Origin of the sequence: Streptomyces sp. AC558_RSS880 (assembly GCF_019049255.1) — a bacterium.
GTDB lineage: Bacteria > Actinomycetota > Actinomycetes > Streptomycetales > Streptomycetaceae > Streptomyces.
The window spans coordinates 1-26628 of record NZ_JAGMUJ010000009.1 but is presented as its reverse complement, the minus strand read 5'-3'; the positions used below and the strand labels follow the sequence as shown (position 1 = coordinate 26628).

General features: G+C 71.7%; 25 protein-coding genes. 19 read left to right on the top strand and 6 right to left on the bottom strand.

Annotated features, from left to right (window positions below):
• Window positions 1-282: 282 nt before the first annotated feature.
• From KUM38_RS04395 to era, 7 genes are all read left to right on the top strand, one after another.
• On the top strand, window positions 283-1353 hold the full coding sequence (locus tag KUM38_RS04395; protein WP_217127947.1) for a PhoH family protein: 1071 nt from the start codon (window positions 283-285) through the stop codon (window positions 1351-1353).
• A gap of 12 nt (window positions 1354-1365) precedes the next feature.
• A complete protein-coding gene (gene ybeY, locus KUM38_RS04390) occupies window positions 1366-1863 on the top strand; it encodes an rRNA maturation RNase YbeY (protein WP_217127946.1) in 498 nt (165 codons plus the stop codon).
• Window positions 1860-3158, top strand: a complete 1299-nt coding sequence (locus tag KUM38_RS04385) for a hemolysin family protein (RefSeq protein ID WP_217127945.1) — start codon at window positions 1860-1862, stop codon at window positions 3156-3158. The genes ybeY and KUM38_RS04385 overlap by 4 nt, the downstream gene beginning before the upstream one ends.
• Window positions 3155-3514: an MmcQ/YjbR family DNA-binding protein gene (locus KUM38_RS04380; RefSeq protein WP_217127944.1), complete on the top strand. Its 360-nt coding sequence runs from the start codon at window positions 3155-3157 to the stop codon at window positions 3512-3514. The genes KUM38_RS04385 and KUM38_RS04380 overlap by 4 nt, the downstream gene beginning before the upstream one ends.
• A 20-nt stretch (window positions 3515-3534) precedes the next feature.
• The gene (locus tag KUM38_RS04375) at window positions 3535-3888 is read left to right on the top strand and encodes a cytidine deaminase (protein ID WP_217127943.1); all 354 of its coding nucleotides are present in this window, start codon (window positions 3535-3537) and stop codon (window positions 3886-3888) included.
• Between the two features lie 184 nt (window positions 3889-4072).
• The gene (locus KUM38_RS04370; RefSeq protein ID WP_217127942.1) at window positions 4073-4552 is read left to right on the top strand and encodes a hypothetical protein; all 480 of its coding nucleotides are present in this window, start codon (window positions 4073-4075) and stop codon (window positions 4550-4552) included.
• 105 nt (window positions 4553-4657) lie between these two features.
• A complete protein-coding gene (gene era / locus KUM38_RS04365) occupies window positions 4658-5611 on the top strand; it encodes a GTPase Era (RefSeq protein WP_217127941.1) in 954 nt (317 codons plus the stop codon).
• Here the strand turns inward: era and KUM38_RS04360 are convergent, their stop codons facing one another.
• Genes KUM38_RS04360 through KUM38_RS04350 form a run of 3 tightly spaced genes read right to left on the bottom strand, consistent with a single transcriptional unit; the run spans window position 5612 to window position 8339 of the window.
• Window positions 5612-6922 (bottom strand): GH1 family beta-glucosidase, encoded by a 1311-nt coding sequence (locus KUM38_RS04360; RefSeq protein WP_217127940.1) that lies wholly within the window; start codon window positions 6920-6922, stop codon window positions 5612-5614.
• A 58-nt stretch (window positions 6923-6980) separates the two neighbouring features.
• Entirely contained in the window at window positions 6981-7247 is a 267-nt protein-coding gene (locus tag KUM38_RS04355) for a protealysin inhibitor emfourin (RefSeq protein ID WP_217127939.1), read from the bottom strand.
• 21 nt (window positions 7248-7268) lie between these two features.
• A complete protein-coding gene (locus KUM38_RS04350) occupies window positions 7269-8339 on the bottom strand; it encodes a M4 family metallopeptidase (protein WP_217127938.1) in 1071 nt (356 codons plus the stop codon).
• Between the two features lie 319 nt (window positions 8340-8658).
• Here KUM38_RS04350 and leuA point away from each other — a divergent pair, with 319 nt between their 5' ends.
• Both leuA and KUM38_RS04340 read left to right on the top strand, forming a co-directional pair.
• A complete protein-coding gene (leuA, locus tag KUM38_RS04345; RefSeq protein ID WP_217127937.1) occupies window positions 8659-10380 on the top strand; it encodes a 2-isopropylmalate synthase in 1722 nt (573 codons plus the stop codon).
• A gap of 183 nt (window positions 10381-10563) precedes the next feature.
• Window positions 10564-11265, top strand: a complete 702-nt coding sequence (locus tag KUM38_RS04340; RefSeq protein ID WP_217127936.1) for a TerB family tellurite resistance protein — start codon at window positions 10564-10566, stop codon at window positions 11263-11265.
• A 41-nt stretch (window positions 11266-11306) separates the two neighbouring features.
• On the opposite strand, the gene KUM38_RS04335 is transcribed toward KUM38_RS04340, so the two are convergent.
• Window positions 11307-11852, bottom strand: a complete 546-nt coding sequence (locus KUM38_RS04335) for an N-acetyltransferase (RefSeq protein ID WP_217127935.1) — start codon at window positions 11850-11852, stop codon at window positions 11307-11309.
• A 342-nt stretch (window positions 11853-12194) separates the two neighbouring features.
• On the opposite strand from KUM38_RS04335, the gene KUM38_RS04330 reads away from it, so the two are divergent.
• The 9 genes from KUM38_RS04330 to KUM38_RS04290 all read left to right on the top strand — a co-directional run bounded on the left by KUM38_RS04330 (window position 12195) and on the right by KUM38_RS04290 (window position 23218).
• The gene (locus KUM38_RS04330) at window positions 12195-12947 is read left to right on the top strand and encodes an SCO2525 family SAM-dependent methyltransferase (RefSeq protein WP_217127934.1); all 753 of its coding nucleotides are present in this window, start codon (window positions 12195-12197) and stop codon (window positions 12945-12947) included.
• 55 nt (window positions 12948-13002) lie between these two features.
• The gene (locus tag KUM38_RS04325; RefSeq protein ID WP_217127933.1) at window positions 13003-14844 is read left to right on the top strand and encodes an SCO2524 family protein; all 1842 of its coding nucleotides are present in this window, start codon (window positions 13003-13005) and stop codon (window positions 14842-14844) included.
• Window positions 14845-14847: 3 nt separating this feature from the next.
• Window positions 14848-15765, top strand: coding sequence for an SCO2523 family variant P-loop protein (locus tag KUM38_RS04320; RefSeq protein ID WP_217127932.1), 918 nt, complete (start codon window positions 14848-14850; stop codon window positions 15763-15765).
• Window positions 15762-16727: an SCO2522 family protein gene (locus KUM38_RS04315; protein ID WP_217127931.1), complete on the top strand. Its 966-nt coding sequence runs from the start codon at window positions 15762-15764 to the stop codon at window positions 16725-16727. Before KUM38_RS04320 ends, KUM38_RS04315 begins: the two co-directional genes overlap by 4 nt.
• A 1-nt stretch (window position 16728) precedes the next feature.
• Complete coding sequence (locus KUM38_RS04310) at window positions 16729-17736, top strand: SCO2521 family protein (protein ID WP_217127930.1); 1008 nt, start codon at window positions 16729-16731, stop codon at window positions 17734-17736.
• Window positions 17737-17808: 72 nt separating this feature from the next.
• Window positions 17809-18996 carry a hypothetical protein gene (locus KUM38_RS04305; RefSeq protein WP_217127929.1) on the top strand — a complete coding sequence of 396 codons (1188 nt, stop codon included), beginning with the start codon at window positions 17809-17811 and terminating at the stop codon, window positions 18994-18996.
• 162 nt (window positions 18997-19158) lie between these two features.
• Window positions 19159-21237: an MMPL family transporter gene (locus KUM38_RS04300; RefSeq protein WP_217127928.1), complete on the top strand. Its 2079-nt coding sequence runs from the start codon at window positions 19159-19161 to the stop codon at window positions 21235-21237.
• A 59-nt stretch (window positions 21238-21296) separates the two neighbouring features.
• On the top strand, window positions 21297-22559 hold the full coding sequence (locus KUM38_RS04295; protein ID WP_374227037.1) for a sensor histidine kinase: 1263 nt from the start codon (window positions 21297-21299) through the stop codon (window positions 22557-22559).
• Entirely contained in the window at window positions 22556-23218 is a 663-nt protein-coding gene (locus KUM38_RS04290; protein WP_217127927.1) for a response regulator transcription factor, read from the top strand. Before KUM38_RS04295 ends, KUM38_RS04290 begins: the two co-directional genes overlap by 4 nt.
• A gap of 10 nt (window positions 23219-23228) precedes the next feature.
• Here the strand turns inward: KUM38_RS04290 and KUM38_RS04285 are convergent, their stop codons facing one another.
• A complete protein-coding gene (locus KUM38_RS04285; protein ID WP_217127926.1) occupies window positions 23229-23549 on the bottom strand; it encodes a hypothetical protein in 321 nt (106 codons plus the stop codon).
• Between the two features lie 223 nt (window positions 23550-23772).
• Between KUM38_RS04285 and KUM38_RS04280 the strand changes: the two genes are divergently transcribed.
• Window positions 23773-24915 (top strand): abortive phage infection protein, encoded by a 1143-nt coding sequence (locus KUM38_RS04280; protein WP_217127925.1) that lies wholly within the window; start codon window positions 23773-23775, stop codon window positions 24913-24915.
• Window positions 24916-24946: 31 nt separating this feature from the next.
• Here KUM38_RS04280 and KUM38_RS04275 read toward each other — a convergent pair whose 3' ends face one another.
• Complete coding sequence (locus KUM38_RS04275) at window positions 24947-26443, bottom strand: alpha/beta hydrolase (protein ID WP_254396680.1); 1497 nt, start codon at window positions 26441-26443, stop codon at window positions 24947-24949.
• Window positions 26444-26628 lie beyond the last annotated feature (185 nt).

Sequence of the window (26628 nt, the reverse complement as noted above, 5' to 3'; positions counted from 1 at the left end):
CCCGCCAGGGAGCTCCCGCCCCCTGGACCCCCGCCCCATGCCCACCCCACCCCCCGACTCGGTCGGCTGAGGAGTGGGCCATGGGGCCTGGGGCACGGTCCCGGCTCGGTGGGCCGGGGCGCGGGCCACGGGCCCGGGACACCGCCCCGGGACACGGTCCCGACTCGGTCGGTTAAAAGCCCTACGGGCTTGTCACCCCTCCGTCGTACCCTGGGAATCGCGAGGCCGCCCTCCGCAGTGCGGCCGTGACGAGGAGGATCCGCAGGCCTTCAGAGCCGGCCCATGACTCAGACACCCACAGCTCACACCCCCGCGCAGGGGCAGGCGAGAGTGCAGCTCACCGTCCCCGCCCAGCACCCCATGGTGACCGTGCTGGGTTCCGGGGACGCCCTCCTGCGCGTGATCGAGAAGGCCTTCCCGGGGGCCGACATCCACGTCCGGGGCAATGAGATCAGCGCGGTCGGCGACGCTACCGAGGTCGCCCTCATTTCGCGCGTGTTCGACGAGATGATGCTGGTGCTCCGCACCGGGCAGCCGATGACGGAGGACGCAGTGGAACGCTCGATCGCCATGCTCAAGGCGAGCGAGAACGGGGAGAGCGACGGCCAGGAGACCCCGGCCCAGGTGCTCACGCAGAACATCCTGTCCTCGCGCGGCCGCACGATCCGCCCCAAGACGCTCAACCAGAAGCGCTACGTGGACGCGATCGACAAGCACACCATCGTCTTCGGCATCGGCCCGGCGGGCACCGGCAAGACGTACCTCGCCATGGCCAAGGCGGTGCAGGCCCTGCAGTCCAAGCAGGTCAACCGCATCATCCTGACCCGTCCGGCGGTCGAGGCCGGCGAGCGGCTCGGATTCCTCCCGGGCACGCTCTACGAGAAGATCGACCCGTACCTGCGCCCGCTGTACGACGCGCTGCACGACATGCTCGACCCCGACTCGATCCCGCGCCTGATGGCGGCCGGGACCATCGAGGTCGCGCCGCTGGCGTACATGCGCGGCCGGACGCTGAACGACGCCTTCATCATTCTCGACGAGGCCCAGAACACCAGCCCCGAGCAGATGAAGATGTTCCTCACCCGTCTCGGCTTCGACTCGAAGATAGTCATCACGGGTGACGTCACGCAGGTCGACCTGCCCGACGGCACCAAGTCCGGACTGCGGCAGGTGCAGGACATCCTGGAGGGCCTGGACGACGTCCACTTCTCCCGGCTGTCGTCCCACGACGTCGTCCGGCACAAGCTGGTGGGCCGTATCGTCGACGCGTACGAGCAGTACGACAGCCAGCACGGCACCCAGAACGGCACCCACAAGGGCGGCCGGGGCAAGTCCGGGCACAAGGGGAAGTAGACCGAGCACCAGATGTCGATCGACGTCAACAACGAGTCCGGAACCGAGGTCGACGAGCAGGCGATCCTCGACATCGCCCGTTACGCGCTCGCACGGATGCGTATCCACCCGCTCTCCGAACTCTCGGTGATCGTCGTGGACACGGGCGCCATGGAGCAGCTGCACATCCAGTGGATGGACCTGCCCGGGCCGACGGACGTCATGTCGTTCCCGATGGACGAGCTGCGGCCCCCGTCCAAGGACGACGACGAGCCCCCGCAGGGGCTGCTCGGCGACATCGTGCTCTGCCCCGAGGTCGCCGCCAAGCAGGGCGAGGAAGCGCCGACGCGGCACACCATGGACGAGGAGCTCCAGTTGCTCACCGTCCACGGTGTGCTGCACCTGCTGGGCTACGACCACGAGGAACCGGACGAGAAGGCCGAGATGTTCGGCCTGCAGGCCGCCATCGTGGACGGCTGGCGCGCGGAGAAGGGCCTCACCGGCCCGTCCCCGGCCCCGACCGTGTCATGAGTCCGACGCTCGTCCTCGGCGCGATCGCCCTGGTGGTCGTGGCCTGGCTGGCCGCCTGCGCGGAGGCCGGCCTCGCCCGCGTCTCCAGCTTCCGCGCCGAGGAGGCCGTACGCTCCGGCCGCCGGGGCGGCGCCAGGCTCGCGCAGATCGCCGACGACCCCACCCGCTACCTCAACGTGGCGCTGCTGGTCCGCGTCGTCTGCGAGATGGCAGCCGCCTCCCTGATCACCTACGGCTGTCTGCGCGAGTTCGACGGGACCGCCGAGGCACTGCTGATCGCCATCGCGATCATGGTCCTCGTCTCGTACGTCGCCGTCGGGGTCTCCCCGCGCACCATCGGCCGCCAGCACCCGCTGAACACCGCCACGGCCGCCGCGTACGTCCTGCTGCCGCTGGCGAGGATCATGGGGCCGGTCCCGTCGCTCCTCATCCTCATCGGCAACGCGCTCACCCCCGGCAAGGGCTTCCGGCGCGGACCCTTCGCCTCCGAGGCGGAGCTGCGCGCGATGGTCGACCTCGCGGAGAAGGAGTCGCTGATCGAGGACGAGGAGCGCCGCATGGTGCACTCGGTCTTCGAACTGGGTGACACGCTCGTGCGCGAGGTCATGGTGCCGCGCACCGACCTCGTGGTGATCGAGCGGTACAAGACCATCCGCCAGGCCCTCACCCTCGCCCTGCGCTCCGGTTTCTCCCGCATCCCGGTGACCGGCGAGAGCGAGGACGACATCGTCGGGATCGTCTACCTCAAGGACCTGGCCCGCAAGACGCACATCAGCCGGGACGCCGAGAGCGAACTGGTGTCCACGGCGATGCGCCCCGCGTTCTTCGTGCCGGACACCAAGAACGCGGGCGACCTGCTGCGCGAGATGCAGAAGGAACGCAACCACGTCGCCGTCGCCGTCGACGAGTACGGCGGCACCGCCGGCATCGTCACCATCGAGGACATCCTCGAGGAGATCGTCGGCGAGATCACCGACGAGTACGACCGTGAGCTGCCGCCCGTGGAGGAGCTGGGCGAGGACCGCTACCGGGTCACCGCCCGCCTCGACATCACCGACCTGGGCGAGCTGTACGGCCTGGAGGAGTACGACGACGAGGACGTCGAGACCGTCGGCGGGCTGCTCGCCAAGCACCTCGGCCGGGTGCCGATCGCGGGCGCCTCGTCCGTGGTCGCGCTCCCCGACGCCCGCGGGCTGCGGCTCACGGCCGAGGCGTCGGCCGGGCGCCGGAACAAGATCGTGACGGTGCTGGTGGAGCCGGTGGCCCCGGTGGACGAGGAGGAGAAGCCGGAGTGACCCCGCAGGAGCTGCGCACCCTGTGCCTGTCCTTCAACGCGACGGTGGAGGAGTTCCCCTTCAACCCGGAGACCTCGGTCTTCAAGGTCCTGGGCAAGCTCTTCGCCCTGACGGACCTGGACGCGCGGCCCCTCAAGGTCAACCTCAAGTGCGACCCGGAGGACGCGATCCGGCTCCGCGCCGAGCACCCGGACCTGATCGTCCCGGGCTGGCACATGAACAAGAGGCACTGGAACACGGTGACGGTGGACGGCGACCTCCCGGACCACCTGGTCCGGGAGCTGGTCGAGGACTCCTACGACCTGGTGGTGGCCGGTCTGCCGCGAGCGGACCGCCTCCGCCTCGACCGGCCCTGAATCCCCTTTATGCTCGGATCATGACCGACAGCAGCGCGCTCGACCCCGAGGACCGCAAGATCGTCACCCTGGCCCGTTCCGCGCGGGCCCGCAACGGCGTGCCCGAGGGAGCCGCCGTACGCGACGAGACCGGGCGGACGTATGTCGCCGGGACCGTGGCCCTGGAATCCCTGAAGCTCAGCGCCCTGCAGACGGCGGTGGCGATGGCCGTGGCGTCCGGCGCGACGTCGCTGGAGGCGGCGGCCGTGGTGACCGAGGCGGAGTCCGCGTCGCCCGAGGACCGTGCGGCCGTACGGGACCTCGGCGGCCCCGCGACCCCGGTCCTGGTGGCCGGCACGGACGGCACGGTCCGGGAGACGGTCACCGCGGGCTGAGACCGCGGAGGGCACCCGTCTGTTACCGGCGGTAAGTAGGCCGGAAACCAACCTTGCCGCGCGCTGCCTCTCGCGCGTCAATGGAACCCGCCGGTACTGACGGCACGTCAGCGCCGGCGTGATCGCGGCGGGTCCGGACCCACGCTGCCGAGCAGTTCCCCCCACGGAAAGGGACCGGAATCCCATGAGAGGCAAGCGATTCGGAACAGGTGTGTCCCTGATGGCCGGCGCTCTCGCCGTCTGCGGTCTGGCCTTCGCCCCCACCGCCGCCGCCGTCGCCCCCGGGTCGGCCACCGTCAACGCCGACTGCGGAAGCTGGGGCGGCGGCGACGCCACCCTCACGGCCACCCAGAACGGCACGTCCGCCACCGTCACCATCACCACCTCCGCGGTCACCGCCCCCCTCGCGATCGGCCAGGACTCGCTGGTCTCGCGGCTCACCCTGGTGAAGGCCGGCGGCGGCACCACCGTCTTCAAGGGCACGAAGAACCCGGCCATGGCGACCGGCGACGCCCTCGAGGTCGGCCCGCTCACCGGCACCGTCGCCTCCGGCGACAGCCTGGAGGCGTTCGGCGGCACCCTGAAGGTGACCGCGTTCGGCTTCATCACCATCACCTGCACGGCGACCGCGCCGCAGTCGCCGGGCCCGTTCGTCTTCGACTGATCCCACCGTGCGAACGGGCCGGGCGGGGGCCCTCACGGGTGCCTTGCCCGGCCCGTTCCGGACAGTGGTACGGCGCGGCTTCCCGGATCAGGGAGAATGGGCGGCATGAGTGTTCGTACCCAGTCATCCGAGCAGCCTGCCGAAGCTGTCCACCGGGCCGGCTTCGCCTGCTTCGTGGGCCGCCCCAACGCGGGCAAGTCCACCCTCACGAACGCTCTGGTCGGGCAGAAGGTGGCGATCACCTCGAACCGGCCGCAGACCACCCGGCACACCGTGCGCGGGATCGTGCACCGCGAGGACGCGCAGCTGATCCTGGTGGACACCCCCGGACTGCACAAGCCGCGCACCCTGCTCGGCGAGCGGCTGAACGACGTGGTCCGCACCACCTGGGCCGAGGTCGACGCGATCGGCCTCTGCATCCCCGCCGACCAGAAGATCGGCCCCGGCGACCGCTTCATCGCCAAGGAACTGGCCGGGATCAAGAAGACCCCGAAGATCGCGATCGTCACCAAGACCGACCTGGTGGACGGCAAGGCGCTGGCCGAGCAGCTGATCGCCGTCGACCAGCTGGGCCAGGAGCTGGGCATCACCTGGGCCGAGATCATCCCGGTCTCGGCGACCGCGAACCAGCAGGTCGACCTGCTGGCCGACCTCCTCATCCCCCTGATGCCGGAGGGCCCCGCCCTCTACCCCGAGGGCGACCTCACCGACGAACCCGAGCAGGTCATGGTCGCGGAACTGATCCGCGAGGCGGCCCTGGAGGGCGTCCGCGACGAGCTCCCGCACTCCATCGCCGTGGTCGTCGAGGAGATGCTCCCGCGCGAGGACCGCCCCGCCGACAAGCCCCTCCTCGACATCCACGCCAACCTCTTCATCGAGCGCCCCAGCCAGAAGGGCATCGTCATCGGTCCCAAGGGCAAGCGCCTGAAGGACGTCGGCATCAAGTCCCGCAAGCAGATCGAGGCACTCCTCGGCACCCCGGTGTTCCTGGACCTCCACGTGAAGGTCGCCAAGGACTGGCAGCGGGACCCCAAGCAGCTGCGCCGCCTGGGCTTCTGATCACGCGCGCTGCTCGCGCAGCAGCTCCCTGAACCAGCCGTACGACGCCTTCGGGGTCCGCTCCAGCGTGCGGAAGTCGACGTGGACCAGCCCGAAGCGGCGGGCGTAGCCCTCCGCCCACTCGAAGTTGTCCATCAGCGACCACACGAAGTAGCCGCGCACGTCCACACCCGCCTCCACCGCCCGGTGCAGCGCGCGGATGTGGCCGTCCAGGTAGGCGATGCGGTCCCGGTCGTCCAGACCGTCGTACGCGCAGCCGTTCTCGGTGACGACCACCGGCGGGAGGCGGTCGCCGTACCGGGCGCGGAAGCCGGTGAGGAGTTCCGTCAGGGCCTCGGGCACCACCGGCCAGCCGAAGTCCGTCACCGGGTACCCCTCGGTCTCCCTGACCGAGAAGGGGAGCTCGGCCGGCATCCGGACACCGCCGAACTCGATCTCCGTGCCCCGCGGAGCGCCCACGCTCGTCGGCGCGTAGTAGTTGATCCCGTACCAGTCCAGCGGTTCCGCGACGACCTTCAGGTCCGCCTCCACGTCGCCCGGCATCAGCTCGCCGATGCCCTCCGGGTAGCGGCCCAGCAGCAGCGGATCGGCGAAGAGGCGGTTCAGCAGCAGGTCGTAGAAGTCGGCCGCCGTCACATCCGCCTCGTTCCGCGACGCCGGCCACGTCGGACCGTGCGAGTTCGCGATGCCGATGTCACCCGCCCCCGAGGCCCGCAGCGCCCGTACCGCCAGACCGTGGGCGAGGAGCTGGTGGTGGGCCACCGGGAGCGCGTCGAAGAGCAGCTTCCGGCCGGGGGCGTGCACCCCCAGCGCGTGCCCCAGCAGGGTGTGCTCGGCGGGCTCGTTGAGGGTGATCCACTTCGTCACCCGGTCGCCGAGCCGCCCGGCGACCTCCGCCACGTACTCGGCGAACCGCTCCGCCGTGCTCCGCTCCAGCCAGTCCAGACCCACCGGAAGATCCCAGTGGAACAGCGTCGGCACCGGCCGTACGCCCGCCGCGCACAGCTCGTCGACCAGCCGGTCGTAGAAGTCCAGGCCGCCCCGCGACCGCACCCTCGGCCAGGAGACCGAGAAGCGGTACGCGTCCACGCCCAGGCCGGCCAGCAGCGCCACGTCCTCGGCGTGACGGTGGACGTGGTCGCAGGCCACCGCCGCCGTCGAGCCGTCCCGCACCCGCCCCGGTTCCGCCGAGAACACGTCCCACACGGACGGCTCCCGCGCGTCCACCGCCCCCTCGATCTGGTGCGCCGAGGTCGACACGCCCCACAGGAAGCCGGCCGGGAAACGGGGGACCGGGTTCGTCGTCGCCATGGCCCGGATCATCGGCACCCGGGCCGGGCCGAGTCAACGCCCTTGCCGCGGAAGCGGGTTACGCGCCCTCCTTCAGCACCCTCCTGATCAGCTCCCGCTGCTCCTGGGTCAGCCGGGGATCCGCGCAGTACACCGACCTCCCGTCCACCGTGATCCGGTAGCTGAAGCCGTCCGGCACCCCGGCCGGAGGCGTGCCCCGGCCGGCGGCCATCACCCTCTCGGCCAGGGCCTGCCACTCGTGGGCGTCGGCCCGCCCCGAGGTGTCCACCTCGGCCCGCCGCTCGATCCCCGCGAACCCGCCCGTGCGCCGCACCTGAATACGCATGGGTCCCTGTCTAGTACGGAACTACAGCGTCCGCACTCCCACCCGCTCCCAGGCCTTCGACACCGCCTGGAGTTCCCCGCCCTCCCCGTACCGGGCGCGCGCCGCCTTCACCGTCAGCGTCGCGAAGTCCGTGAACCGCGCGTCCTGTTCCAGCTCCCCGCCGGTCAGCACGTCGTACCAGACCTGCCCCGCCCGCTCCCAGGCGTGCCCGCCGAGGGTGGTGGCCGCGAGGTAGAAGGCGTGGTTCGGGATGCCCGAGTTGATGTGCACGCCGCCGTTGTCGCGGCCGGTGCGGACGTAGTCGTCCATCGTCGCGGGCTGTGGGTCCTTGCCGAGGACGTCGTCGTCGTACGCCGTGCCCGGCTCCTTCATGGAGCGCAGCGCCTTGCCCGTGACGCGCGGGGCGAGCAGCCCGGCCCCGATCAGCCAGTCGGCCTCGTCGGCGGTCTGGCCGAGCGTGTACTGCTTGATGAGTGAGCCGAAGACGTCCGACACCGACTCGTTGAGCGCGCCGGACTGGCCGAAGTAGTCCAGGTTCGCGGTGTACTGCGTGACGCCGTGGGCGAGTTCGTGGCCGATGACGTCGATGGGGAGGGTGAAGTCGAGGAAGATCTCCCCGTCCCCGTCGCCGAACACCATCTGCTCGCCGTTCCAGAAGGCGTTGTTGTACTCCTCGTCGTAGTGCACGGTCGCGTCCATCGGCAGTCCGTCGCCGTCGATCGAGTCGCGGGAGTACACCTTCAGGAACAGCTCGAACGTGGCGCCGAGACCGGCGTAGGCGCGGTTGACGGTGGCGTCCTGGCCGGGCGCGTCGCCCTCGCCGCGCACCTTCGTCCCCGGCAGGCCGGTGCCGTGCCGGGCGTCGTACACGGTGCGTCGCGGTGTGCCGGGCTCGGCCTCGGCGAGCGCGGCGACGGCCGGCGCGCCGACGACCGTGGTCAGGCGGCGCTGGGTGCGCTCGTAGGCGTCGCGCCGGAGGGTCCGGCGCGCGGGACCGTGGAGCAGGGGGTCCTCGGCCTGCGCGAGCCGGTCGAGGACGTGCGGCGGGACGATGGTGCAGAAGACGGGCTCGAAGCCCCCGTTCGTGGTCATGTCCGGAACCATCGCACCACGTGACGCGACTGTCACCACCCGCAACCACGATGAGGGAAATCGGCCCCCATCCGACCTCTCGCGTTCCCTTGAAGTGGTATACGGCACTTTTTGTCCCGTTCATCCCTCCGGTCCCGCATACTGATACGGACCTTCGCACGGTGGGCGACTCGGTTAAGCTGCGGAGCATCATGCGTTTCGGGCTGCTTCTCCTTAGCTGCCGCGGTGAGGGTCTGCAGTAGAGGCCGACCCCCTCCCCGCGGAGTTCGGCGCTGCGCCGTCGGCCGTCCACCAGGACACACCGAGGAGCCCTCGCATCATGGCGAACCGTCAGCAGCCCAGCCCCATGCCGATCAGCAAGTACGGCCGCTACGAGCAGGTCGACATCCCCGACCGCACCTGGCCGCAGAAGCGGATCACCACCGCCCCCCGCTGGCTCTCCACCGACCTGCGCGACGGCAACCAGGCCCTGATCGACCCCATGTCGCCCGCCCGCAAGCGCGCCATGTTCGACCTGCTGGTCAAGATGGGCTACAAGGAGATCGAGGTCGGCTTCCCGGCCTCCGGCCAGACCGACTTCGACTTCGTGCGCTCCATCATCGAGGACCCGGACGCCATCCCGGACGACGTCACCATCTCCGTCCTGACCCAGGCCCGCGAGGACCTGATCGAGCGCACGGTGGAGTCCCTGAAGGGCGCCAGGCGCGCCACCGTCCACCTGTACAACGCCACCGCGCCCGTCTTCCGCCGGGTCGTCTTCCGCGGCTCGCGCGACGACATCAAGCAGATCGCCGTCGACGGCACCCGCCTGGTCATGGAGTACGCCGAGAAGCTGCTGGGCCCGGAGACCGAGTTCGGCTACCAGTACAGCCCGGAGATCTTCACCGACACCGAGCTGGACTTCGCGCTGGAGGTCTGCGAGGCGGTGATGGACACCTACCAGCCCGGCCCCGGCCGCGAGATCATCCTCAACCTGCCCGCCACCGTCGAGCGCTCCACCCCCTCCACGCACGCCGACCGCTTCGAGTGGATGCACCGCAACCTCTCCCGCCGCGAGTACGTCTGCCTGTCCGTCCACCCGCACAACGACCGCGGTACGGCGGTGGCGGCGGCCGAGCTGGCGCTGATGGCCGGCGCCGACCGCGTCGAGGGCTGCCTGTTCGGGCAGGGCGAGCGCACCGGCAACGTCGACCTGGTCACCCTGGGCATGAACCTGTTCTCCCAGGGCGTCGACCCGCAGATCGACTTCTCCGACATCGACGAGATCCGCCGTACGTGGGAGTACTGCAACCAGATGGAGGTCCACCCGCGCCACCCGTACGTGGGCGACCTGGTCTACACGTCCTTCTCCGGCTCCCACCAGGACGCCATCAAGAAGGGCTTCGACGCCATGGAGGCCGACGCGGCCGCGAAGGGCGTCACCGTCGACGACATCGAGTGGGCGGTCCCGTACCTGCCGATCGACCCCAAGGACGTCGGCCGCTCCTACGAGGCCGTCATCCGCGTCAACTCGCAGTCCGGCAAGGGCGGCATCGCGTACGTCCTGAAGAACGACCACAAGCTGGACCTGCCGCGCCGGATGCAGATCGAGTTCTCGAAGATCATCCAGGCGAAGACGGACGCCGAGGGCGGCGAGATCACCCCGGCCGACATCTGGGCGGTCTTCCAGGACGAGTACCTGCCCAACCCGGAGAACCCCTGGGGCCGCATCCAGGTCGCCAACGGCCAGACCACGACCGACCGCGACGGCATCGACACCCTCACCGTCGAGGCCACGGTCGACGGCACGGAGACCACCCTGGTCGGCAGCGGCAACGGCCCGATCTCGGCGTTCTTCCACGCGCTGCAGGGCGTCGGCATCGACGTACGGCTGCTGGACTACCAGGAGCACACGATGAGCGAGGGCGCCTCCGCGCAGGCCGCCTCCTACATCGAGTGCGCGATCGGCGACAAGGTGCTGTGGGGCATCGGAATCGACGCGAACACCACGCGGGCCTCGCTGAAGGCGGTCGTCTCGGCCGTCAACCGCGCTGCGCGCTGACCAGCCGAATCGGTGGTTTGGGGCCCCGCCCGCCGGAAACCGGCGGGCGGGGCCCCGTCACATACCGGCCATCTCCGCGTGCGGGTCACGGAAAGGTCTCGTCCCGGGTACTGACTCCGCCTCCTGGATGTGGCTAACATCACGCAGACGCGGCGACGACGCTGTGGGCTACGGAGGTGCGACGTGCTGCCAGGACGGGGACCCAACGGCCGTGCCGCTGCCGCCAGACTGTCGCGCCTGCTGGGCACCCGCACCGTGTGGACGGCCGTCGGCGACGGGGAGTTCTTCTGCCCCGGCTGCGGCGGCGACCGCAACTACCAGCGGCTGACCGGACACCGCCGCTTCGCCCTCCTCGGTGTGCCGGTGCTGCCGCGCGGCGAGAGCGGGCCGGTCGTCGAATGCGCGGCCTGCCGCCGCCACTTCGGCACCGACGTCCTGGACCACCCCACCACCACCCGCTTCTCCGCGATGCTCCGCGACGCCGTCCACACCGTCGCCCTCGCGGTGCTGGCCGCCGGCGGCACCTGCTCGCGCGCCTCCCTGGAGACGGCCGCGGTCGGGGTGCGCGCCGCCGGGTTCGACGACTGCACGGAGGAACAGCTGGCCGCGCTCGTCGAGGCGCTGGAGGCGGACACCGGCCGCTTCACCGGGGAGCCCTGCACGGCGGGTCTGGCGATCGAGCTGCACGAGGCCCTGGACCCGCTGGCCCCGCACCTCGCCGCGCCGGGCCGTGAGTCGATCCTCCTGCAGGGTGCCCGCATCGCCCTCGCCGACGGCCCCTACACCCCCGCCGAACGCGACGCCCTGGCCACCGTGGGCGCGGCCCTCACCATCTGCTCGGACGACGTGACCCGCCTGCTGGCGGCGGCACGCACGCCGTCCTGACGCGGCGGCGCCCCGGCCGCTCCGGGACGGCCCGGGGCGCGTCACAGCACGAGGCACATCACCTCGCGGTCCTCACCCGGACCGAAGTAGTCCCGGCGCAGTCCCCCGTCGGGCGGCTCCGGGCGGAAGCCCAGGGAGCGGTAGAGCAGGATCGCGGCGTCGTTGGAGGGCTCCACGGTCAGCCGGACCCGTTCGGTCCCGCAGCGGCGCAGGCGCGCCAGGACCTCCACCATCAGTTCCCGGCCCAGCCCGTGCCGGCGCCGGTCCTCGGCCACGCACAGGCCGAGGATCCAGCTGTCCCGGCTGATCGCCGTGGTGGCCGCCAGGACGTAGCCGCGCAGCCGGCCGTCGCCGTCGTCGAGGACGAGCAGATGACCGGCGTGACCGGCGTACAGGTCGAAGAGCTGCCGCAGCAGGAACGCCGGGTAGGCGACCTCCTGGAAGACCTCCTCGTCGAGCCGCCGCAGTTCGAGCAGATCGGACTCCCGTGCCGTCCGCAGCAGCGGGGGCCGTGGTTCCGGTAGAGGTGTCGGCCGGGTGAGGCGCTCCCGGTGGTCCGGGACGCGCTCAAGCGGTTCGGCGGTCATGCCACCCCCAGTCGGGACGTGAGACGTCAACGCGGCAGCGGTGGCCGCCGTTCACACGAAGGGGGGAATGGGGGCCCCGGTGGCGGCCGGTGGCTGCTTCTGGCTAGAGTGAGCGTCCAACTCGCCGCGTGCAAGGGCGAGTTCGGGTGTGACAGGACTGTGCTGGCGTGCGCCTGATGTGCGCCCGGTCACGGAGGACTGGCGTGTTCCTGGCTGTCTCCGCGTGCCGACCGGGCTTACCGTGCGAGCACCGGAGCCGCTTCTTCGTCCGCCGGCGTCCACTGGGGACTCGTGCGCTGGGCACACGGTCTTGTCCGACACTGAATGGAACTTGGCAGGGTGATGATGGATCGCAACGCCGACGCGCCATGGTCGAAGTTCGATCCGGAGGTGTACGTCGACCTCAATTACCGCACCCCGCTCGAGGTCGATCTGCTGATCGTGGGGCTCATGCGCGACTATTTCAGCCGCTGCTACGAGCAGGGTGTTCCGGCCTCGGTCCGCGGAGTCGACGTGGGCGCCGGCGCGAATCTCTATCCGGCCCTGTCCATGCTGCCCTGGTGCGAAAAGATCCTCCTTCTGGAATATGCGACTCCGAATGTCGAATATCTGGAGAGGCAGGCGTCCGGCGGAGGGTACGACACCGCGTGGGACGCTTTCTGGAACGTACTGAGTCAGGCTCCCGCCTACCGGGACGTCGAGCCGAGGAGCCGCTTCGGCGAGATCGTCCGGGTGGAACGCGCCAACCTGCTGGACCTCGACGGACAGCGGCGCTGGGACATCGGCACGATGTTCTTCGTCGCCGACTCGATGTCCGAGTGCCCCGACGAGTTCCAGCGGGGAGTGGAGTGCTTCATGGACGCGCTGAACGGGGGAGCCCCCTTCGCCGCGGCGTTCATGAAGGAATCCCTCGGATACCAGGTCGGCGCACACAGGTATCCCGCTTACCGGGTCAACGCGGACCGGGTCCGGGAGAGCCTGGAACCGTTCACCGCCGAGCTGGAAATCCACGACATGGACCACATGGTGCGGCCGGGTCACGAGGGAATGATTCTCGCGCTGGGGCGGCGGAATTCGGCGATTGCCACCCCGTAGGAACGGGGACCATGTCTGAACACAGGGCAACGAGATCTGTACGAGGGGTGCGGGGATGCAGATCAAGCCGCGGCAGCATCTGCTGGACATCTGGCGGGCCATGGCCCGCCATTCGTTCGACGACGGGAAACTCGTCTGGGAGGACACCGACGGGCTGAGCAGCGTCGCCGACGCCGAGCGGCTGCTCTGCCTGCTCTATCCCGCCACCGAGGTCCCCGCGTTCCGCCTCGACCAGCCGGACACCACCGAACGGGACGTGCTGCGCGCGCTGGAGGGGGTCGGCAGCCGGCTGGAGATCCCGCCCAACCTGATCACCGCGCTCTCCCAGTTCATGCGCAGCCACACCGGCCCCGACGACAGCCCCACCTTCGCCGGCGGACACTACTTCAGGCCGGCCGAACCCCAGCAGAAACTCACCCACGAGCAGTACCAGCTGGGCGTGGTCGACTCCTACTCCATGTCCGTCACGCTCTGCCTGGCCACGCTCGGATTCCTCAAGGTCTACGAGCCCAGCACCACCCGCCCCGACGTGCGCAAGGCCCTCGGCGAGCTGAGGGAGGCCACGAACACCCGGCTGACCGCCGCGATGATCAGCCTCCTGCGCTCCTTCACCGTCAACGTCTTCGACGCCGAGTCCGAACAGGGCCGGCGGCTCATCCAGGTCATCGGCCAGGACAGACAGTCCGACCGGGCCGTCCTCCAGCAGTTCTCCCGCCGGTTCCGCCCGCTGCGCGCCACGATCATCGAAAGCCTCAGCCGCGGCATCCAGGTCGACGAGAGCATCCGCGACGAGAGCCAGCTCTTCGAGTGCGGCTGGGCCTGGGGCGTGGTCAAGGACGCGCCGACCATCACCGACCTGGACGTCCAGATCCCCGGCCAGCCCGACGGCATCGCCGACCGGCTGCCCTACGTGTACTTCACCGTCATCGCCCTGGACGGCATCCAGGACCTGTTCTCCGACCGCACCCTCACCCTGGGACTGCTCGACGCCGACCAGCAGAAACTCGCCGAGGCGTTACGTCTGCGCTGGGAACTCAGCCAGCAGTACTGGTCGGCCATCGCCCGGTTCGGCAGCGAGCGCTGGCCCCTGGAGGACCTGCCCTGGCAGACCACCGGACTGCGACTGGAGTCGGAGTACTTCTCCCTGACCGTCGCGGCCATCCTCGTCCACGACCTGGTCCGCCGGAAGGCCACCGACGACGACCTCACCCGCACCGTCGCCATCATGGAGCGCCTCGCCGACCGCGGTCGCGTCACCAGCCGCATGACCAAGAACGATCCCGCCATCGAGCTGCACAACCCGGGCGTCACCATGCCGCTCGCCGGCTCCGAGCGGTCCGGCGGACCGCTGCAGTGGCGGATGACGGACTTCTCCGCCCAGCTGCTCAAGCGGATCATCCAGCTGGCGGAACTCTCCCGGAACATCGAGGCGCAGGACCGGCTGCTCCGCCTGGGCGAGCAGTCGTTCGAGCACCTGTGGAACCGGCGCATCGAGGACGGCGAGGGAGCCGGCCTCTGGGACAACGCACGCGCCGTCTACCCGGACACGCGCGTCGGCAAGCGTCTCTCCTGGAGCATCACCGAGCGCGTCACCGAGTGTCTGGTCGCCGCCCGCAACCTCTACGAACAACAGCCCATTCGCAGCCCCGAACTTGCCGAGCTGGCCAGGGACCTGCTCAGCGAGGCCACCCACCTCTTCGGCAGGGAACAGATGGAGGCCTCCGCCAGCCCCGACGGAAGCCGGGGCCGGGCCATGCGGAGCATAGAAAACCGCCTCGACCACGCCCGCAGCCTGGTCGACGACCGGCCGGCGACCGCGTTCGCCCTGGCCCTGCCCGTGCTCCAGGAACTCGACACCCTGGCTCAGGCACGGGGCGCCGCCGCACAGGAGGTGTGAGCCGTGCTCGTCTTCGCCGCCTCCGACAAAGGAGGCACCGGCCGTTCGGTGACCAGCGCCAACCTGGCCTACCAGCGCGCCCTCAGCGGCGACCACGTGGCCTACGTCGACTTCGACTTCGGCTCGCCCACCGCCGCCGCCGTCTTCGACGTACCCGGCGCGATGCGCGGCACCGAGGAACGCGGCCTGCACTCCTACCTGGAGGGCACGGTCACCGAACCGGCCAGGATCGACGTCTGGCGGCAGACCGAGCACCCCCAACTGCGCGCCCGGCCCAACCAGGCGGGCCGCCTGGTGCTGCTCCCCGGCGACGCCGGCGGCGGCGAGTTCGCCATCGGAGAGGACGCCCTCGAACGGTGCGTCGACCTCCTGCTGCGGCTGCACGGCGAGTTCGACCTGATCGTCGTCGACCTCAGCGCCGGCCGCAGCTACGCCGTCGACATGGTCCTCGCCGCGACCGCCCACCCCCGGATGCGTTACGTCCCGTTCCGCTGGCTGGTCTTCCACCGCTGGACCCGGCAGCACGTGATCGCCGCCGCCGGACTCGTCCACAAGGACCACGGCATCATCAGGAGCGGCGTCGAACGCGGCCACGACGAGGAGGCGCTGCAGGGCGCCGTCCGCTTCGTCCGGGCCGCCGTACCCGACCCGGACTCGCCGCTGTGGTCCCACGGCTCGCCCGCCCAGGCCGCCTGGATGCAGTCCTGCGACGAGGCGCTGCGCCGGCTCGCCGCCGAACACCGCATCGGCGACAGCGTGGTGCTCGGCGTCGTCCCCCTGGAACCCATCCTGCAGTGGCGCGAACAGCTCATCACCGAAGAGGACGTCCTCTCCACACAGATCGCCAACAAGGAGACACTGGAGGCGCTGGAGGAGATCGCGCGACGTCTCACCGACGACGACTGCTGGGGGCGGCCATGACGGAAGCGGTGTTCCGCGAGACGGCCGCCGAACCACGCACCCAGGCCGTGCCCCTGTCCCACCTCTCCCTGGAGCTCGGCCACCTCTACATGGAGGACTTCGAGGCCGGTCCGGAGCACCTGCGGCGGCACTTCGAGCGGGTACGCCCCTGGGCGGAGGCGGCACGCGCCGGCGCGGCCGCCGCCACCGGCGGCAAACGCCCCCGGATCAGCACCTGCTTCCTCATCGACGACTACTTCACCCGCTTCTCCGCCCCGGCCGACGTCGTCCCCATGCTGCTGGAGGAAGCCGACCGGGCCGGGCTCGTCGTCGACTACCTGGCCCGCGAGTCCGGCTGTGCCGTCGCCGGCAAGGTGCCCGTCGCCGAGGCCGTGGCCGGACGCATCGTCGAGGAACCGCCGCCCGGCAGCTACGGCCTGCGCCCGCCGGCCGCGCAGACCGGCTGGCTGGCCAACGGCGAGCGCAGCCCCGTCGCGCGCGCCCCGCAGGCCATGAAGAAGGCCACCGCCTGGCAACCGCCGAAGGAGACCGTGGCCCGCCGCCACTCCGTCTTCCTGGACGTCGAACTCTGGGACGACGGCCCCGACGGCCACCGCACCTGGTCCTGCCCCTTCCTCGCCGCGGTGTGGCAGCTCGCCCGCCTCGGGCTGCTGCGCGACGAGGGCGAGGCCGTCCTCGTACCCCAGCCGCACACCGCCGACGCCTTCCCCGACGACTGGGACGAACTGCCCCCGCTGCTCCGGCTCAACCCCCGGGCGGACCCGTTCGCCGCCTACCGGACCTGCTCGGTGATCCCCAGCCGGTTCTTACCCGTCGAGCACGCCGTCCGCGTGATCCTCGACCAGATCGAGGTCGACCCCGGAGCACTCGCCCAGACCGCCGAGCGCTCCGCCCGCGAGCACGTGACCGTCCCCGACTCGGTGGCCGACCGCGTCTCCTACGTCTTCTACGCGGGGCAGTGACATGACGCCGGGGGAGACGCAGCCGCCCGTCGTGCTCGCCTGCGGCGAGGTCCGCACCTGCCTGCTGCCCGCCCTGCAGGCCCTCGACAGCCGCGCCGCCGCCCAGCTCCTCGGACTGCGCGCCGACGAACGCGTCCTGCTCTCCGAGCGCCCCAACCTCTACGGCCGCTCCCCGGACACCCTCACCGGCGTCGACTGCCCCCTGCCCAGCGCCGACGGCGCCAGGATCCGCGCCGTCGGCACCGTCGCCGCCCGGGCCTCCCTCACCGAGGGGCGCGTCCTGCAGAGCTCCGCCTACTTCCGGGTCCCCGCCGCGGGCCCCGACCACCGGCACCCCTGGGGCCACTACCTCGTACGGCCCGCAACGGTCGAGCCGTTCGGGAAACTGCCGTACGAGGCGGTCGCCCAGGGCCTGCTGAACGGCGGCCGGCACGGCGAACTCGACATCGGGCTGATCGCCGACAACCTGCTCACCCGCCTGCTGCGCCACCCCCTGCTCGACCAGCGCCCGCCCCTGAAGTCACGCCCCACCCGGCTGCGCTGGGTGGCCCTGCCCACCGAGCGCGACGAGGGGCCGTCGATCGAGCGGTTCACCCTCGCCGAGGACGAACTGCGCACCGTACGGCTCCGCGTCCCCCCGGGCACGCCCGCCGGCGAGATCGCCGGGCTCTGCGACGACCTCGCCCTGCACGACTGGCTGCTCACCACCGTCGTCCGCATCCTGGACGGCATCCGGCTGGGCGCCGCGGAACCGCCCGCCCGGCTGCGGCCCCGGACCGGCGAGGACCGCCCCGCCGTCGTCACGGCGCTGCGGCCCGCCGTCGACCACCTGCTGCACCTGTGGATGCCACGGGCCCGCGTCGCGCACGGACTCGCCCCCCTCTGGGAGACGCTGGAGGACCGCCCCGGCTTCACCCGCCAGTGGCGGACGCTGGTGCAGCGCATCCGGGACCAACTCGCCCTGCACGCGATCCCCCCGCCCCACCGGGAGGCCGAGTTGACCCCCTGACCTCGCAGTTTCAGCCCCACGCACATCCCCGCACCCCGATCCGACGCGCATCCCAACGGGGGGAGAAGCGAGATGAGCACGGCACAGTCACCCCAGCCCGAGGACACGGCACCCCTGCCCGGCGCGGGGGGCGCGCCCGGACACGAGGGCGGTCCGGCGGTCCCCGGCCCGACCCGGCCGCCCGGCACCCCGGACGGCACACCCGCACGCCCCCGGGCACAGTCGCCCGACCGGACCGAGTGGACGCGCAGGCTCCTGACCGGCCTCACCGTCGGCCTCACCGTCTGGGGCGTCGCCGCCCTGCTGAGTCCGCAGGGCGGAGCGCTCCGGCAGCTCGCCGCCGCCGCACTCTGCGCCGCCGCCACGGTGGCCCTCCAGTACCTCCTCGCCCGGGACCGGGAACCCGACGAACAGGCCCTGCGGACCCAGAGCGTCCTCGCCGAGACCGCCGCCACCGTGCGGGACGGCCTGGAGCGGCACGACGACGACCTGCGGACCGGCCTGGCCCGGCACGCCGAGGACATCCGGCAACTCGTCGAGAGCCGCCTCGCCCAGCAGGCCCCGCCCCCCGAGTCCTACCCGCCGCTCGACCGCGTCCGCACCGACGGCGTACCGGAACTGGCCAAGCGCTTCGCCGAGGCCCTCGCGCCCGGACCGTCGATCCTCTACACGTTCGTCCGCCTGGAGATGCAGCGGGTGGTCGGACACATGGCGGCGCTCACCACCATGAGCGTGGAGTGCCACGGCGAGAACCACGACTGGATGCTCACCCTCACCCACGCCGCGGAGCGCTCCGTCGACGCCATCAGCACCTCCGTCGACCGCGAGTTCTGGAACAGCGAGCCCGCCAGCCGCTACCTCGACGCCCAGCGGGAGGCGATCGAGGAACACGGGGTGCCGGTACGGCGGCTGTTCCTGCTGGCGAGCGCACGCGAACTCGACGACCGGCTGCTGCGGCTGTGCGACGAGCAGAAGGCGCTGCACATCGAGGTCCGGGTGGCGGTGCTGCCCGAACTGCCGCCGCACCTCCAGCGCGGCACCACCGACGACTTCATCGTCTACGACGAGGAGGTCTCCTTCGAGATCGAGCAGGACCTGCGCGACGTCAACGTCAGGACCCGGCTCATCGCGCGACGCGACCACGTCCAGGACCGCATGAAGCGCTTCCGGGAACTGTGGGACGCGGGCATGAGCATCCGCGAACTGGAGGTACGGGTCGACGACGAGGAGGACGGCACCTGGATGGTCGACCGGGCCTGACACCCGCCGGCGCACGGCCGGTTACTCCCCGGGGAGTAGTCCCGCCCGCGTGCCGCCCCACGCAGTACCCCGCAACTCGATCCCACGTCCGACGATCCGTGCCCCTTCCGCCGGGAGTCTGGGAACCGACCCAGACACCCGACCGGAGGGGAGCCCCGACTCATGGGGGACGCAAGGACACATGTACGGCGACGGCGCCTGGTGCCCTGGGCGGTGGTCGGGCTGTGGCTGGCCGCGCTCGTGCTCGTCGGGCCGCTGGCCGGCAAGTTCAGCGAGGTGCAGCAGAACCGGGCCGTCGACTACCTGCCCGACAGCGCCGACTCCACCCAGGTGGCCCGCATCCAGGACGAGCTGCCCGGCGGCGAGTCCACCGACCTCGTGCTGGTCTACCACCGGGACGGCGGACTGAGCGCCGCCGACCGGCAGACCGCCGCCGCACAGGTCGCCGAGGTCGAGGGCGCGTACGACCTGACGGACACCCCCCGGGGCGTCCCTTCCGCGGACGGCAGCACTCTCATGTACCCGGTCTCCAGCACCGAGCCGGGCCAGGACGAGGAGGCCCGGAACGCGTTCGTCGACGGGGTGCGCGGGATCGCCGACGGCACCGGCGGACTGGGCGTCGAGGTCGGCGGGCCCGGCGCCCTGGGCACCGACATGGGCAAGGTGTTCGAGACCATCGACGGCACCCTGCTCCTCGCCACCCTCGGCGTCGTCACCGTGCTGCTCGTGCTGATCTACCGCAGCCCGTTCCTCTGGCTGGTCCCGCTCGCCGTCGCGGGCGTCGCCGCCGCCCTCGCGATGGCCGCCGGATACGGCATGCACGAACTCTTCGACGTCACCATCACCGGCCAGAGCGGCGGCATCATGACCGTCCTCGTCCTCGGCGCCGGCACCGACTACGCGCTGCTGCTCGTCTCCCGCTACCGCGAGGAACTCCGCCGCCACGAACGCCCGTACGACGCCATGCGTGCCGCCCTGCGCGGCTGCGGACCGGCGATCCTCGCCTCCTCCGGCACCGTCGCCGCCGGACTGCTGTGCCTGCTCGCCGCCGACCTCAACAGCAGCAGCGGCATGGGCCCCGTCGGCATGGTCGGCGTACTCGCCGCGCTCGTCGCCATGACGACCCTGCTGCCCGCGATCCTCGTCCTGCTCGGCCGCCGGGTGTTCTGGCCGCTGATCCCCGCCTTCGGCAGCGCGCCCAAGGCCCGCCGGTCGCTGTTCGCCGCCATGGGCACCTCCGCCGCGCGCCGCCCCGCCGCCGTCCTCGCCGGCGGTGCCGCCCTCCTCGGCGCCCTCGCCCTCGGCACCCTCAACCTCAGCGGCGACCTCAAGCAGGAGGACTCCTTCACCGACCGGCCCGAGTCCATCACCGCGATGGAGACCCTGGCCGAGGAGTACCCCGAGCGCAGCAGCAGCCCCCTCACCGTGATGGCACCCACCGACCGGGCGGACGCCGTCCTGCGGAAGGCCCGTAGTACCGAGGGGGTCGCCGACGCCACCGCAGGACGGAGCGGCGCCGGCTGGACCGAGATCTCCGTGTTCGCCACCGCCGCCCCCGAGACGGCCGGCGAGACCCGCACCATCGAAGCCCTGCGCGACGGACTCGACGACCACGGCGCCCACGTCGGCGGCCTCAGCGCCCAGCAGCTCGACCTCGCCGACAGCGAGTCCCGCGACCGCAAGGTGATCGTGCCGCTGGTGCTCGCCGCCGTGTTCGTGATCCTCGTGATCCTGCTCCGCAGCCTCGTCGCACCGCTGCTGCTGCTCGCCGCGGTCGTCGCCGTCTGGGGCGCCGCCCTCGGCATCGGCGGACTGGTCTTCGAGCCGCTGCTCGGCTTCACCGGCACCGACCCCGGACTCGGGCTGCTGTCCTTCGTCTTCCTGGTCGCCCTCGGCGTCGACTACGGCATCTTCCTCATGCACCGCATGCGGGAGGAGTCCCTGAACGGCGCCGAACCCGAGGCCGCCGCCCTCACCGCGCTGCGCACCACGGGCGGGGTGATCGCCTCCGCAGGCGTCGTCCTCGCCGCGACCTTCGCCGTGCTCACCACGCTGCCCCTGGTGCCGCTGGTCGAACTCGGCTTCGTCATCGCCGTCGGCGTCCTCCTCGACACCTTCCTCGTCCGCACCTACCTCGTCACCACGGCGAGCGTGCTGCTCCGCCACCGGATGTGGTGGCCCGGCAGGCTCTCCCGGGCCCCGGAGGCGGTCCCGCGCGAACGGCAGCCGGAACCGGTGTAGCCACCCGCGTACCGACCAGGGCGCCCCTCCCTCCCGGAGGGGCGCCCTCCTCCCGGAGGATGGACCCCGTGCACACGACGACAGCGCCCCCCACGGCAGCGGCGGAACGCCCCCGCATCGGCGAGCGGATCATGGCCGCGGTCAACCGCGACCCCCTGACCGCCCCGCACGCCGTCCGCAACGACGCGGTCCTCGCCGCGTGCACCGCCCTGCTCGCCACCGTCCTCGCGCTGCTCGTCGACCACGGCCGCCGGCCCGACGCGCTCGGCTGGACGCTGCTGCTCGCCGCCCACGTACCGCTGGCGTGGCGGCGGCGCCGGCCGCTGCTGGTGCTCCTGCTGGCGCTGGCGCCGGTCGTGCCGTACCACGCCCTCGACAACAACCACGGCGCGCCCGTCGCCGGCACCATGGTCGCCCTCTACACGGTCGCCGCGACCAGCACACCGCACCGCACCCTGCTCCTCGGCACCGTCGTCATCGGCACGACCCTCACCGTGAACGCCCTCACCAACCCCGACGGCTTCGTGGAACTGTTCCGGATCACCGGCTGGGTCGTCGCCGTGCTCGTCCTCGGCGTCGACGTCCGCTACTACCGCCAGTACGTCGCCGCCATCGTCGAACGCGCCGAACGGGCCGAACGCACGCGCGAGGAGGAGGCCCGCCGCCGGGTCGCCGAGGAACGCCTGCGCATCGCCCGCGACCTGCACGACCTGCTCGCCCACAGCATCACTCTCATCGGCGTGCAGACCTCCGTCGCCGCGCACGTCCTGGCCGCCGACCCCGAGCGCCTCGACCGGGAGACCGTCGCCAAGGCCCTCGACGACATCGCCGAGACCTGCCGGACGGCCCGCGGTGAACTCCGTACGACCCTGGAGGTGCTGCGCGACAACGGCGGCCCGTCGGACACCCGCGGCCCGCTGGCCGGCCTGGACGGGGTCCCCGACCTGGTGGAGGCCGCGCGCCTGGCGGGTGCCCGGGTCGACCCGACCGTCCGGGTGGTTTCCTCCGTTCCGCCCGCCGTCGGAGCCGCCGTGTACCGCCTCGTGCAGGAGGCGCTGACCAACGCGGTCCGGCACGCAGGACCCGAACCCGCCGTCCGCGTCGACCTGCGCGAAGAGGACGGCGCCCTCCACCTGTCCGTCACCGACGACGGCACCGGTCCCACCCCTGGCACCACCCCGGGCTTCGGTCTCGTCGGCATGCGGGAACGGGCCCGCAGCGTGGGTGGCACACTCGATGCCGGACCACGGACGGGCGGCGGTTTCGAGGTCACCGCGACGCTGCCGCTGACGCCCGCGACGACCCGGGAAGGAACCGGATGACCATCCGCGTGCTGCTCGCCGACGACCAGACCCTCGTACGGGAGGCGTTCGCGATGCTCGTCGAGTCGGCGCCCGACATGGAGGTCGTCGGACAGGCGGCCACCGGCCGGCAGGCGGCGGAACTGGCCCGCACCGAGCGCGCCGACCTCGTCGTCATGGACATCCGCATGCCCGACCTCGACGGCATCGAGGCGACCCGTCTGATCGCGGCCGACGACGACCTCGCGGGGGTCAGGGTCCTCGTCCTCACCACCTACGACACCGACGAGAACATCGTCGACGCGCTGCGCGCCGGAGCCTCCGGGTTCCTGGTGAAGGACACCCGGCCCGCCGAACTCCTCGACGCCATCCGCACGGTCGCGGCCGGTGAGGCACTGCTCTCACCGGGGCCCACGGCCCGGCTGATCGAACGGTTCCTGCGCAGCCCCGCGGCACCGGTGACCGCCGGCCCCGAGTGCCTCTCCGAGCGCGAGCGCGAGGTGCTCACCCTGGTCGCCCGCGGGCTGAACAACACCGAGATCGCGGAGTCGCTGGGCCTGAGCCCGCTGACCGCGAAGACCCACGTGAGCCGGACCATGGGCAAGCTCGGGGCGCGGGACCGGGCTCAACTGGTGATCGTGGCCTACGAGTCGGGGCTGGTGGCGCCGGGCAGGGCGTGAGCCCGGCGGTTCACAGGGTGTGGTGCAGCCACCGCTGGATGGTGCTGTTGACGCTGCCGGACAGGGCGCTCAGGCTCTCGATGGCCTCGTGGTCCTCGGGACGCGGCGGAATGCCGGCGGCGGTCAGGGCCGCGTGCAGCTCCAGCCGGCGGCGGTCGCGCGGGTCGATGGTGATGTCGAGGCGGTCGGCCGGGTTGGGCGGGGCCAGCAGGTGGTCGCTCTCCGGCTGTCCGGCCGCCGGCGGCCACCAGGTGGAGTCCGTGCCGTTCCGGGCGGCGTAGGGGTCGACGAAGACATGGTTCGGGCCGTACTCGAAGGCGGTCGCGGTCATGTCGGTCTCCTCACCAAGAGGTGTCGGTTCTGTCAGGACAGGAGACCGCCCGCGCCCGCCCCGGTTGCGACCGGGCCGAGAAGTCACGCCAACGGCGTCATCGGCAGTTCATCGTCCGGTCGGACGAGCGGTACGGAAGTCGCCGGTGCCGCATCCCTTGGTCGCCGTGCCGTAGACCGATGGTGTAGGGACCTCCGTGGACAGGCCCGGCACGGTGGACGGTATGGAGAACACGGGGAACGGGCAGCAGCGGACCGAGGGGATCAGCCGGGCGAGGTTCCTCCTGGCCGGGGCGGCGGCAACGGCGGGACTCGCAGGGGCGGGATGGCCGGCCGGGCAGGCGCGGGCGGCGGAGCCGGGACGGCGGCGAGGACTGCGCAGGCACGGGGTCGTCTACACGGTGGGGGCGGGGGAGACCCCGGGCACGGCGTGGAGCGCGCGGCGGATGCGGGCCGATGTGCGGGCCATCCGCGACGAACTGCACGCCGACACGATCGACGTCACCGGCGACGGGGTGGAACGGCTCACCGCCACCGCCGCCGAGGCCGCCGAACGCGGGCTGCACGTCTGGCTCCAGCCGACCCTCGGGGACGCCCCGGAGCGGGACATCCTCGAACACCTCGCGGAATGCGGACGCTTCGCGGAGCGGCTGCGGAGGCAGGGGGCGAGTGTCGAACTGAGCGTGGGGTGCGAGTTCTGGCTGTTCGTGCCGGGCATCGTCCCCGGTGAGACGGTCCTCGAACGCATCGAGAACCTCAAGAACGGCACGGTCGACTGGGAGTTGACGCAGCGCCGCCTCGACCGCTTCACCGCGAGGGCCGCCGCGACCGGCCGCTCCGTCTTCGGCGGACGGCTGAGCTACGCCGCCGCTCAGGACGACACGGTCGACTGGGACCTCTTCGACGTCGTCGGCATCGACTACTACGCGTACCACCCCCGACGGCAGGACTACGTCCGTGAACTGCGGCGCCACCAGCGCTGGGGCAAGCCGCTCGCCGTCACCGAGTTCGGCACGTGCGCCTATGTCGGTGCGCCGGAGGCGGGCGGCATGGGCTGGGAAGCGGTCGATTACGAGAAGGACCCGCCGGAGATCAAGGGCGACCTGGTCCGCAGCGAGCGGGTGCAGGCCGAGTACGTGACCGGCCTGCTCGAGGTGTTCGAGTCGATGGGCCTGTACGCGGCGATGGCCTTCGAGTTCGTCACCCCGGACACCCCGCACCGTCCGGACGATCCGCGCCACGACCTCGACATGGCGAGCTACAGCATCACCAAGTCGATCAAGGACGACCCGGACGACCCGGCCTCCGACTGGCACTGGGAACGCAAGGAGGCCTTCCACGCGCTGGCCCGGCGGTACGGGAGGTAGGCGCGGTGCATCCGGAGGACCCCCCTCGCCCCTAGCGGCAGTACACGTCCCGCCGGGGACGTTCGCCGGTGGACAGGTAGTGGGAGACCGTGCGGTCGCCGCACTCGTTGCCGTTGGCGAGGTAGGCGTCGTGGCCGGTGGAGTTCACGGTGACCATGACCGCCCGGCGGCCGAGCGCCTCGCGCAGCTTCAGTGCGCCGCTGAGCGGGGTGGCGACGTCCCGTTCGTTCTGGATCAGGAGGACGTTGGACGGTCCCCGGCCGGTGATGCGGACAGGTGCCTCGCGGGGCTCGTACGGCCAGGCGGCGCACGGCATCGCGTTGCGGGGCATGCCGGCGGTGAGCGGGAACTCGGCCCGGCTCTCGGTGACATCCTTCTGGTACACGGCGGCGGACTCGGGCCAGGCCACGTCGTTGCAGAGCGTGCCGGCGCCGACGGCGGTCACGTTCTGCAGCACCGACTCGGGCGGGGCGGACGGCGCGGGCGGTACGGTGCCCTGCCGGGCGGCCAGCATCAGCTTGGCGAGGGCCGGGTAACGGCTGGGCCGGTAGAGGCCGTCCAGCATGGTCTGGCGCAGGACGTTGCCGTTCAGCTCCTCGGGGTTGGCGCCGGGCCAGGGGATCGGCTCGCGGTCGAGGCGGGCGGCGAGCCGGAGGAACAGCGGACGGACCTCGGCGGCCGTGTCCGCGATCCGGTCCGGGTTGTCGGGTGCCGACGCCCACGCCGCGAAGTGCGGGAACGTGTCCTCGACGCCCTGCTCGTGCCCGGCGAGCCAGGCGCGGGCCACCCGGGTCGGGTCGGGGTCGTCGTTGCTGTCCAGCACGATCCGGTCCGTGCGGTGCGGGAACATCTGGCTGTAGACGGCTCCGACGTACGTGCCGTACGACACCCCCCACGCGGAGATCTTCCGCTCACCGAGCGCGGCCCGGAGGCGGTCGAGGTCGCGGGCGTTGTTCCGGGTGCTGATGTGGCGGATCAGTTCGCCGCCGTTGTGTGCGCAGGCTGTCGCGATGCGCTCGGCGGTGGCCATGTTCCCGTCGACCGAGCCGTCCGGGGCGGGCCAGGGGCGCAGTGTGGAGGTGGCGAGGTCGGCGTACTCCAGCCCGCAGTCGACGGGGGTGGACGGGGCGAGGCCGCGGGGTGCGAAGCCAATGAGGTCGTACTGGTCGCGGATGTCCTGCGGCAGCTTCTGCCCCTTGCCGGAGGGGTCGTCGAGGCTGGAGCCGCCCGGTCCGCCGGGGATGAGGAAGAGGGTGCCGCGGCGGGACGCGGGGCTCTCGGCGGGGATGCGGGAGACGGCGAGGGAGATCTGCGGGCCGTCGGGGTCGGCGTGGTCCATGGGGACCTGGAGGGTGGCGCACTTCTGGCGGGGGTCGGCGTCGCCGGTGCCCTCGCAGGGCCCCCAGGCGAGGGACGGCCGGGACGTGGGGTCGGGTACGGCTTGGGCGGTCAGGGGTGGGAGCAGGGCGACGAGGAGGGCGGCGGGTACGGCGGTGAGGGCGAGGGTGCGTGATGTGGTCAGCGACATGCCCATGAGCCTCGCGGTGACTCGCCCTCGCCCCCATCCGGCCAACGGGCGTGTTTCTACGGGGGTTTACCCCAGGGCACGCTGACCAGTGACCGGGGGCCACTCGCTTCTTTGTCAGTGTCGTGCTTCCGCGAGCCGCGTCAAGGGCGCTGCGTTGCGCTGCGCTCCACTCCGCGTCGCCTTCG

What these genes read in the sequence shown, in the direction of transcription:
- KUM38_RS04330 (WP_217127934.1), top strand. Translation starts at nt 12,195, where the DNA reads ATGATGGATCGCAACGCCGACGCGCCATGGTCGAAGTTCGATCCGGAG.
- KUM38_RS04370 (WP_217127942.1), top strand. Translation starts at nt 4,073, where the DNA reads ATGAGAGGCAAGCGATTCGGAACAGGTGTGTCCCTGATGGCCGGCGCT.
- KUM38_RS04290 (WP_217127927.1), top strand. Translation starts at nt 22,556, where the DNA reads ATGACCATCCGCGTGCTGCTCGCCGACGACCAGACCCTCGTACGGGAG.
- ybeY (WP_217127946.1), top strand. Translation starts at nt 1,366, where the DNA reads ATGTCGATCGACGTCAACAACGAGTCCGGAACCGAGGTCGACGAGCAG.
- KUM38_RS04315 (WP_217127931.1), top strand. Translation starts at nt 15,762, where the DNA reads ATGACGGAAGCGGTGTTCCGCGAGACGGCCGCCGAACCACGCACCCAG.
- KUM38_RS04355 (WP_217127939.1), bottom strand. Translation starts at nt 7,247, where the DNA reads ATGCGTATTCAGGTGCGGCGCACGGGCGGGTTCGCGGGGATCGAGCGG.
- KUM38_RS04295 (WP_374227037.1), top strand. Translation starts at nt 21,297, where the DNA reads ATGGACCCCGTGCACACGACGACAGCGCCCCCCACGGCAGCGGCGGAA.
- KUM38_RS04305 (WP_217127929.1), top strand. Translation starts at nt 17,809, where the DNA reads ATGAGCACGGCACAGTCACCCCAGCCCGAGGACACGGCACCCCTGCCC.
- KUM38_RS04360 (WP_217127940.1), bottom strand. Translation starts at nt 6,922, where the DNA reads ATGGCGACGACGAACCCGGTCCCCCGTTTCCCGGCCGGCTTCCTGTGG.
- KUM38_RS04375 (WP_217127943.1), top strand. Translation starts at nt 3,535, where the DNA reads ATGACCGACAGCAGCGCGCTCGACCCCGAGGACCGCAAGATCGTCACC.
- KUM38_RS04395 (WP_217127947.1), top strand. Translation starts at nt 283, where the DNA reads ATGACTCAGACACCCACAGCTCACACCCCCGCGCAGGGGCAGGCGAGA.
- KUM38_RS04285 (WP_217127926.1), bottom strand. Translation starts at nt 23,549, where the DNA reads ATGACCGCGACCGCCTTCGAGTACGGCCCGAACCATGTCTTCGTCGAC.
- leuA (WP_217127937.1), top strand. Translation starts at nt 8,659, where the DNA reads ATGGCGAACCGTCAGCAGCCCAGCCCCATGCCGATCAGCAAGTACGGC.
- KUM38_RS04310 (WP_217127930.1), top strand. Translation starts at nt 16,729, where the DNA reads ATGACGCCGGGGGAGACGCAGCCGCCCGTCGTGCTCGCCTGCGGCGAG.
- era (WP_217127941.1), top strand. Translation starts at nt 4,658, where the DNA reads ATGAGTGTTCGTACCCAGTCATCCGAGCAGCCTGCCGAAGCTGTCCAC.
- KUM38_RS04350 (WP_217127938.1), bottom strand. Translation starts at nt 8,339, where the DNA reads ATGACCACGAACGGGGGCTTCGAGCCCGTCTTCTGCACCATCGTCCCG.
- KUM38_RS04275 (WP_254396680.1), bottom strand. Translation starts at nt 26,443, where the DNA reads ATGTCGCTGACCACATCACGCACCCTCGCCCTCACCGCCGTACCCGCC.
- KUM38_RS04280 (WP_217127925.1), top strand. Translation starts at nt 23,773, where the DNA reads ATGGAGAACACGGGGAACGGGCAGCAGCGGACCGAGGGGATCAGCCGG.
- KUM38_RS04325 (WP_217127933.1), top strand. Translation starts at nt 13,003, where the DNA reads ATGCAGATCAAGCCGCGGCAGCATCTGCTGGACATCTGGCGGGCCATG.
- KUM38_RS04335 (WP_217127935.1), bottom strand. Translation starts at nt 11,852, where the DNA reads ATGACCGCCGAACCGCTTGAGCGCGTCCCGGACCACCGGGAGCGCCTC.
- KUM38_RS04385 (WP_217127945.1), top strand. Translation starts at nt 1,860, where the DNA reads ATGAGTCCGACGCTCGTCCTCGGCGCGATCGCCCTGGTGGTCGTGGCC.
- KUM38_RS04300 (WP_217127928.1), top strand. Translation starts at nt 19,159, where the DNA reads ATGGGGGACGCAAGGACACATGTACGGCGACGGCGCCTGGTGCCCTGG.